The sequence below is a fragment of the Allobosea sp. P1_B10 genome (genome assembly GCF_056406735.1).
This window is the reverse complement of the sequence record NZ_JBFTZP010000043.1, coordinates 1-605: the sequence shown is the minus strand read 5'-3', so window position 1 is coordinate 605 and position 605 is coordinate 1. Positions and strand designations below refer to the sequence as shown.

The 605-nt window shown below is 65.0% G+C and carries 1 pseudogene; it reads right to left on the bottom strand.

Features of this window, described 5'->3' with window-relative positions:
• Positions 1–44 precede the first annotated feature (44 nt).
• Positions 45–605: pseudogene (locus AC1D2L_RS25800) on the bottom strand (hypothetical protein); the annotation flags it as partial.

Sequence of the window (605 nt, the reverse complement as noted above, 5' to 3'; positions counted from 1 at the left end):
GCCCGCCGCAGAGCGGCGGGCTGCGATGCGCTGGTCCCAAGCCGTCAGTGGATCAGGAAGCGCTGTTCCTGGCTCGCCCAGTCATGGGGCAGGGCTGCACAGAGTCGACTGACAGAGAGGTTGGCAGGCGCGGTTCCATCAGCGATGGCGCCGATGACCTTGGGCGATAGACACGCCAGTGGAAGTAGCTTGCGGACATTGCGCTCGCCCATGCCCTCGCGGATTGCGATGGCCTCAGTCGAGGATATCTGGCCGTCACACAGCTGCGCCATCCAGTGCCGCGCCTGGGCGATCATCGTCAGGATCGCCTCAGCGGAATCGTGGTCCAGGCGGGATGGCTGCGTTGACTTATGAGCCACTCCCTTGCGGCGGCCCTGCGGTTGCCAGGCAAAGGGCACTCGGATCGGCTGGTGACTCTGGCTATCGTTGGCCTCGGCCATCACGTCGATCAAAAGATGATCGCGGTGCAATGTCACGCGCGCGATCTGGAGCGGCGGCGCAGCTGCGGCCTTTACGGCAGCTTCGATTTCGGGAGCCGAGATGCGCGCAATCGAACCGGCCTGAGCTTTGCGGTGCTGGATCAGCGCCGGTGCTGGATCAGCGCC